At 39.5% G+C, this 7,719-nt stretch carries 8 protein-coding genes; 7 read left to right on the top strand and 1 reads right to left on the bottom strand.

Annotation, left to right across the window (positions count from 1 at the left end; all coding sequences use genetic code 11):
- The 7 genes from VIN08_RS07520 to VIN08_RS07490 all read left to right on the top strand — a co-directional run.
- A partial coding sequence (locus tag VIN08_RS07520) for an RHS repeat-associated core domain-containing protein (protein WP_331962578.1) occupies positions 1-2,248 on the top strand: 2,248 nt, incomplete at its 5' end.
- Positions 2,249-2,266: 18 nt separating this feature from the next.
- Positions 2,267-2,740, top strand: a complete 474-nt coding sequence (locus VIN08_RS07515; protein ID WP_331962575.1) for a hypothetical protein — start codon at positions 2,267-2,269, stop codon at positions 2,738-2,740.
- Positions 2,741-2,756: 16 nt separating this feature from the next.
- Positions 2,757-3,629, top strand: a complete 873-nt coding sequence (locus tag VIN08_RS07510) for an RHS repeat-associated core domain-containing protein (protein ID WP_331962572.1) — start codon at positions 2,757-2,759, stop codon at positions 3,627-3,629.
- A gap of 1 nt (position 3,630) precedes the next feature.
- Positions 3,631-4,206 carry a hypothetical protein gene (locus VIN08_RS07505; RefSeq protein WP_331962570.1) on the top strand — a complete coding sequence of 192 codons (576 nt, stop codon included), beginning with the start codon at positions 3,631-3,633 and terminating at the stop codon, positions 4,204-4,206.
- A 473-nt stretch (positions 4,207-4,679) separates the two neighbouring features.
- Complete coding sequence (locus VIN08_RS07500; protein ID WP_331962567.1) at positions 4,680-4,826, top strand: hypothetical protein; 147 nt, start codon at positions 4,680-4,682, stop codon at positions 4,824-4,826.
- A gap of 55 nt (positions 4,827-4,881) precedes the next feature.
- A complete protein-coding gene (locus VIN08_RS07495) occupies positions 4,882-5,994 on the top strand; it encodes a hypothetical protein (RefSeq protein WP_331962564.1) in 1,113 nt (370 codons plus the stop codon).
- Positions 5,915-6,337 (top strand): hypothetical protein, encoded by a 423-nt coding sequence (locus VIN08_RS07490; protein ID WP_331962561.1) that lies wholly within the window; start codon positions 5,915-5,917, stop codon positions 6,335-6,337. The genes VIN08_RS07495 and VIN08_RS07490 overlap by 80 nt, the downstream gene beginning before the upstream one ends.
- Here VIN08_RS07490 and VIN08_RS07485 read toward each other — a convergent pair.
- Positions 6,324-7,340: a gliding motility-associated C-terminal domain-containing protein gene (locus VIN08_RS07485; RefSeq protein WP_331962558.1), complete on the bottom strand. Its 1,017-nt coding sequence runs from the start codon at positions 7,338-7,340 to the stop codon at positions 6,324-6,326. The genes VIN08_RS07490 and VIN08_RS07485 overlap by 14 nt on opposite strands.
- Between the last annotated feature and the right edge of the window lie 379 nt (positions 7,341-7,719).

Raw genomic sequence — 7,719 nt, 5'->3', positions numbered from 1 at the left:
TAATGCTGAATATCTGTACGATGACCGTGGATTCCGGCTTGCCAAGATCAACTACCAGACCAAGCGTACCACATGGTATATCCGTGATGCTTCCGGTAACATACTGAGTATATATGAACAGGCCGGTACACTTCCCGATCCACTGCAACCGATCAACTGGACTACGCTTACCAACGTAGTAAACACCAACGGTACATTAACACTACAAAGTGGTGCAACCACAGGTTCGGCAAAGGCTTCCAATACACTGGCAGCCGGTCAGGATGGTTATTTTGAATATGTACTGGACGATATTCAGCCGGTAGATATAGGGTTTACTGTATCGGGTATCGGAACATGTTACTTTAGTGTATATCCGAAACCCAACGCCAACGTTGTTATCCGCAAAGCCGGGGCCTTGCAGGCAAGCTTTACCTATAGTCTTGGTCATAAGCTGAAACTGGAGAAGACGGGCGACAAATTACGTTTCTGGCAGAATGGTACATTGCGCCTGGAAATAACAGGTGTAGCATCCAGCACAGCACAACTTTTTGCAAACCTGACGGCCACGGGTGCTATACTCGACAACCTGACGTTTAAAGCCACTAGTACTACTACCGATCAAGCTTCGCTGGTACAAACCGAAGTACCGATCTATGGCGCGGGTAAACTCGGTACATTTTATCCTGCGCAAGACAGCAGTGCGGTATACGAACTCACCGACCATCTGGGCAACGTGCGTGCGCTGGTGCGTGAGAACATAAACACCTATACCGCTACGATGGAAGACAACGGGCAAAGTGATCTCACCAACCCGCGCGTAACGGAAATGAATTACTTCAGGAATATCTTTGAAACCGAAGTACAGGATGTGCAGATGAACCATACCGAAAAGCTGGCCGGAGTGCCACAGCCGGATAAGGCCGCCTATCTGTACTGGATCAGCGGCACCCAGGGTATGGATATGCAGGATAAATCCGTAGGTCCTGCTATAGCGCTGAAAGTAAATACAGGTGACAAGATTAACCTGGAAACCTTTGCCCGCTACGAACACAAGGAAGACTTTACAGAGAATGTTACACTGGCCGCTTTCTCACAACTGCTGGGTTCTACGTTTGCATATGTACAAGGCTTCGAAGCCATGTCAGCAAACCAGGCTACACAAACCTTTCAAGCAGCGCTTCCGGCACTGATGGGGGCCGGTAAAGATGCCAGCCAGCCGAGTGCGTTCCTGAACTATATCGTGTTCAGCAAGAACATGCAAAGCATTGCCAGCGACCGCATACAGGTAAGCGAAGCAGCAGCCTTCGAACCGGACGAACGTGCGGTGAAGAACATGTTCGAAAAGCTCGCCTTGAATGTAACTATAACCGAACCTGGCTATATTTACGCATGGGTTAGCAACGGCAGCGAGAATACGAAGGTGTGGTTTGATGACTTTAGAGTTTCACATGTCGCTAATTTTGTGACGCAGGCTACGGATTACGGAGCCTGGGGTGATGTTTTACGCGAGCAAAAGACGGATGAGAGTATATATAGATATAGTTATCAAGGTCAGTTTGCAGAGAGGGATTTAGAAACGGGATGGAATCATTTTGAGCTTAGAGAATACGATCCGATCATTGGCAGATGGATAACTACAGATCCTATTCATCAGTTTTATAGTCCTTATATAGGGATGGGTAATGATCCTGTCAGTGGGAATGATCCCAATGGAGGTGAAGTAAATTGGGTTCCTGGAGTTGATAAGGAAGGGAATGCAATTATGACAAAGCAAGATGGTGATACCTATGAAAGCTTAGTTAAAAATTATGGCGAAGACCTAGCCAAATTGTATGATAAAAATGCTATTAACAATCTGAAAGTTGGAGAGTCATTTCAATTGAATAAAGGATTAACTGGACAGATTTTTAAAGACTGGAGCCAAACAAACATTGTTGACTTTTTCATGAATAATTACAATTGTTTTGAGTTAGCTACTAAATACACGAAAGGACAGAAACCTGGAGTTTCAATGGAAGAGGGAACTTTTGAGAGGGAACTCGATCAAAACTTTAGGCAGACTTCTGAAATGATAAATCGAAAAACAATTGTTGCAATGAAAGATGATAGGGAGTATATACATGCTGCTCTGTTTTATGGTAAAAGTAAGGATGGCACTTGGTATTTTTTATCTAAGAATGGTAAAGGCGATCCCGGATTTTATACACTGCGATTATTGGGAAAAATATATAACCCTGTAAAACAGGAGTTTTGGATACGTAAATAGATTTGTGATTATATTCTTATGGATAAAGAGATTAAGATACTTCGCGTAATTTTAATTTGCATTGCCGTAATTTTAACGCTGAGTCTTCTGGCTAAAGCTATCAGTGCGGTTTTATACCTGAAACAACCTTTGATTCATTTTCAGGAAAGAAAAGTCTTGTATATATATTTTGTATGTGATGTTTTGTTATTTATTTTATTGAGTTGTGGCACCTTTATTGATAAAATTTTTTTTTGGCTAACAGGTGTAATTACAATTGTTGTGAAATTTATTCTTCTTTTAAGTTTTTTTCTGTTTAAACCTTATGGTGTGTATTCAATTTATTACAATCGTCACTATAGTGATTTTTTCGATATAGTGGGCTGGAATAGGCTTGCATTTATTCTTTTCGGTAATCATCTACTGAGCGTTTTTCTGTTTTCTGCGTTATATAGTTATTTGATCTATTTGTATATAAAAATAATTATGCCACGAGTTCGTAAAAGTTTTTAACTTATAATGAAGGATTTTGCATACTTTAATTTTTTGTAACGCAGCTACTGACTATGGAGCCTGGGGCGATATTATACGCGAGCAAAAGACAGACGAATCTGAGTATAGATATAGTTATCAGGGGCAGTTTAGTGAGAAAGACTTAGAGACTGGATGGAGTCATTTTGAGCTTAGAGAATACGATCCGGTTATAGGTAAGTGGACATCTGTTGATCCCTATAATCAGCATTGGTCAGGCTACTCAGGAATGAACAACAATGCTTTAAATAACATTGATCAAAATGGTGGGTTGGATTGGTATTTAAATCTGGACAACAACAAAGCTGAGTGGCACGATACTGATCCCGGAAAAGGTTATTCTTATTTGGGTGATGAGAATTATGTATTTACGGGTGGAACTTTGCCTACCCTAACAGTTGACGAGCGGAAAGTTCTGGAAAGGGATTATGGAGCATTGGGCGTCTGGTTTACCAATGAAAACAGTTCAAGTCATAACCCATATATAATGGGTAAGAAAGACTTCGAGGCAGTAGAGAAGATTCATTACGGAATAATCGGAGCAGTTGGAGGGGGAATGATTTTCGAAGCCGTTCCGGCAATTACTTCTGCATATAGCAGTGTTGCCGCAGAAGTTGACGCAGTAACGACCTTTGGCTACGTCAGAACGGAGATTGCAGCTAATCAAGTGGTAAATTATTTATCTCGACAGGCTTTTCGCATTGGGCTAAGGTACGTGGCTCCAGGGACAACAGGCATGAAAGTACTTGTTGAGGCCCACTACCACTTCTTAAGGCACGGAATGAAGAGAAATGCAGTAAATTTGCAGAAACCTATGCTTAAAGCAGTACAGAAATTAGGCGATAAGCTAGATGATTTTTTGGGGAATTAGTATGAGAAATCTAGAAAAATTCTTTTTCGAAAATCAGATCGAACTCAATGGAAACGTTGAAAATGTAATTGAACTCTTAAAAAAGGACAATTACCTTTTCAAACAATTTTTAAGGATGGTCATTTATGAACGGATAAAATTCCACATCCCAGAGATTGATTATTTTGTTCCAATTGAACGATTATTTCCTCGTAAATATAGATACGGTATAGTAAGGGATTTGGAGGATAAAACCTCCTTATCCTTTCCAAAAATGATCTTGTCAAAGAATCGAATGAGGTTATTGTTACTTTGCATCTTTCTACCGCTTTGTCTTGTTACATTTCTTGTGCTAACCGATTTAGCCTTTTTAGTGGTACCGATGAGTGCTTTAGGAATAGTATTTTATATATTTATTATTGCCATTCCTTATATAGCAATAAGTGTAATCAGCCCATCATTCTTCATGCCCTACGATTGGACTAATATAAATACCATCAATGATCTCATTAGCGATATGGTCATTGATAATTATTCTAAATTCATGGAGAATAATTTTAGTCTTATTAGAGAAGAATTGGAAAAAAGTCAATTATAGTTATGTGTAAAAATTCTGTAACTCTATTTTTATTGCTTATCTCTGTAAATAAGGCATATTCCCAAGGTATAGTTAATGATATTCTAGCTTCATCAGAAAAGCGTAGTGGTGTCTATAGAACGTTTTCTGAATTTCGAACAAATTCTCCCTCTATTGTCGGTGATATTAAGATTACCAATAATAAAATAAAACTCCTTAATCTAAATACGAATAAATATGAAACTATAGTCGAAAGTTTCTGGGGAGCCTGTCTGAACGACACTATTTACTTTTTCTTAGATGACATAGAAACCATAAAAAGTCATCATATCCAGCATGTAAAATTTTTGGGACGATATTGTTTTTTTAGTGATGAGAGAAATAGTTATACTTCAGTGCATCCCATTCTTGCAATCGGGTCGCCAATTTCCTATTACAAATATCAATATGTAATAAACATAAATAATGGTAATTCTTATCAGCTTACCAAAAAAATGATGCGGACTATACTCGGAAAGGATAAGGAATTATTGGCTGACTTCGAAAAAGAGTCGTTCAAGAATGATTCCTTTGAAGAGTATATTATTAAGTATAATCAGAGGCATTCCGATGAAATAAAGAAAATTTCCGGAAATAATTAACTCAGAATTATATATCAATTTTTACTGCTCCTGGATACAAATAGTTCAAAACGAGATGTTTTTAATGCAGAGAATAATCATATCGTTATTGATTGTATTTAGCTGCAATGCGAATATACTCGCTCAGCATAACACATCAAGTTATCCAAAGAGTATATCGAATAGAATTGACACACTAAACAGTCTACCAAAATCTGATTCTATTGAAAATAAAAATCAGAAAGTATCAAATTCCTCGGGCGAGCTCACAGCTCATGCTGATGTCGCTGTGGATAGCATACGGTATGTTAGTGATAAAGCCCAATTCATTGAACAGCAAGCACAAAGAAAAATAGATAGCCTTCAGCAAAAAATATCGTCCCCGATAACAGAACTGGAGAAGAAAATTGGTCAAAAATCAAACGTGACTGAGAAGCTAATCAGTATATCTGGAACTACCAAAACAACTATTCCATCTATAGAGAAACCTAACACATCCATTTCCAACTTGAACGCACCTGAAAAATTAAATACAGGTATACCAGGTACAGATTTGAAGCTGCCATCAGTTGACAAAACGGTGTCCGGTATTAATCTTCCACAAACAGGTGATCTTGGTAAAGTGAATGGACTGAAAGAAGAAGTAGGCGGTATAGACGCAAAACTAGAGGGTGTAGATCAATATGAAGGCGATCTTCAGAAGATTAAAGAAGGTGCTCCTGAAAATTTGGAAAAGCTGCCGGAAGTAGCCGAACAAAAACTCGCCGATATACCGGAAGTAGGTGCTGCCAGTGAAGAGATTACAAAAGCAACCGCAGAGCAGGCTAAATATGAAGCAATGATTCAACGTTACCGCGATCGTAAATTGTTGCAAAATGAAATCAGCAGAAAGTATAAAGCAGTCGCCAACGACTATGTAATGCAGCAAGCTGGTAAAGTGCAGTTAGCGCAAAAGCAACTGGAGCTTTCCAAGTACAAAGCCATCCGCATCAAGAGCGTAAAAGATATTTTTAAGAAACAATCAGATGAGCTGGAAGAAAAGAAATTCTATCAGCGTCTGGTTCCTGGCCTGATGTGGCAGCTCTATACCAAAGACTTTGTTTCAGCAGATGTTTCGGCTTCAGGTAGGTTATCGTGTTACTCCCCATTTAACTACAGGTATAGGCGGTATATACAGGCTTGGCTTTGACAAGCACTTCGATTATTTTGTGAAAGGCCTTCAAACTTTCGGCGGAAGAGCCTATGCGGATCTAACGATTACCAAAGGGCTGTTTGTGCATGGAGAATTTGAAGCGCTTAAGCTTCATCCTTCTATCACTATCAATACCCGTGAGCCTTTGAGCAAGCACGTGTATGAAAGTTACTTTGGTCTTGGTAAACGCTTTAATATTACGCGAAACATTCGAGGCAATGTATTGGGGCTGTATCGTCTGGAATATTCCGGTAAACTTCCTGCTGCCAGTAAGGTGAGCGTTCGCTTCGGTGTAGAGTATGTATTCAGACGACCGAAGAAGAAGCTTAACGGGCTATAGTTACGGTGCCATTTGCTTGATGTAATTTATTGGCTTTGTCCTCGTACACAATCTTATAGTAGTATACACCGGTGGGGACATCCGTATTGTTAGTCTTTCCATTCCAACCGGAGAATAAATCACCCTCAAACAAACGATTTCCCCAGCGGTTGAATATCTGGAGCTTGCCCGATGCAACATAATTATAACTAATCGGTATAAGACGTTCATTTAGATTGTCTCCATTTGGAGTAATTATATTAGGCATTTCCATTCTTACTTCACAATCGGTGGGAATGAGGGTTATAGTATCTCTTTCTTCACAGTTGTAGTATTTTATACCTAGACTATAATCACCTGCTGTATTAACGTCTATAGAATCGGTCTTTTGCCCGGTATTCCACGAGTATTCAAATAAATTTCCTTGCGGGGCAAACAAACGAACAGTCTCGCCATTGCAAAGAATGGTGTCGTGTGGAAAGAAGTTCCTAGGTATTACATTTCTTTGCTTACAGCTTGAAAGTACGATCCCTGATTGATAATACGCGTGAATAATCAACCATCGGTGTTTCGCCTGGCTCGCAGTGGCAGTGAATGTAATCGAATTGGTGACCCAAGAGTTCTGGGCTACGGGCAAAGTGTCTAAGACTACAGATTTGAAATAGCCTGGATAGTCGTTAGTGTAAATGACAGGAGCGAAACCATAGTCGGAGTACGCGCCGTCAGCTGCATACGTGAAGTTGTAGGTATAAGTCTTTCCTTCTTGGAAGTAAGCATCCAGTCTTAATCCAAATGCTTCCCCTCCGGGTGTCCATCCCGGACTGCCCATCCAAACAGCTCTGGAAAGACAAGGGCCTTCAGGCGGAGGTAAATCTAGTGTAGGATTATTAGGTAAACGTCCGAGCCAAGCCTTGTTAACAGGATCCCATTCAACCAGGTCTGACGCTTCGTAATTGCTAAAGCATTTGCAGATATTGGCAAGATCGTCTGAACCCTCATATTGTCCTGGTTTCTTGATTGACAAGAAGCATGAATCTATGATTTGCTGGCATTTTGAATTGCTGTATAAGAAGATGGAGATTATGAAGAGAATAGACCTAAGTCTCATTTGGATATTTTTCAACGTGTCGCAAAAATAACGATAAACAACTTTGCTTTGTTTTTGACAAGTACAGAAGTTCAAGATTGAATAAAAGGTTTACCTCTTTATGTAACAGCGTATGTAACCAACACAAGTGATTCAGTCATCATCATCATTTGAATCAATACCACAAAACAGGGTAATAAATCGAATTATGAGTGAATCTTATGGATGACTAATTTTGTAAAGACGCCAAAAACTTTGACTAAATCTAAATCCAAAAACTACAATCAATATCCCTTCATGAATCTCTCACTTGATT

The organism is Ohtaekwangia sp., assembly GCF_036568665.1.
Classification (GTDB): domain Bacteria; phylum Bacteroidota; class Bacteroidia; order Cytophagales; family Cyclobacteriaceae; genus Ohtaekwangia.
This window is presented reverse-complemented; position numbering and strand designations above follow the sequence as displayed.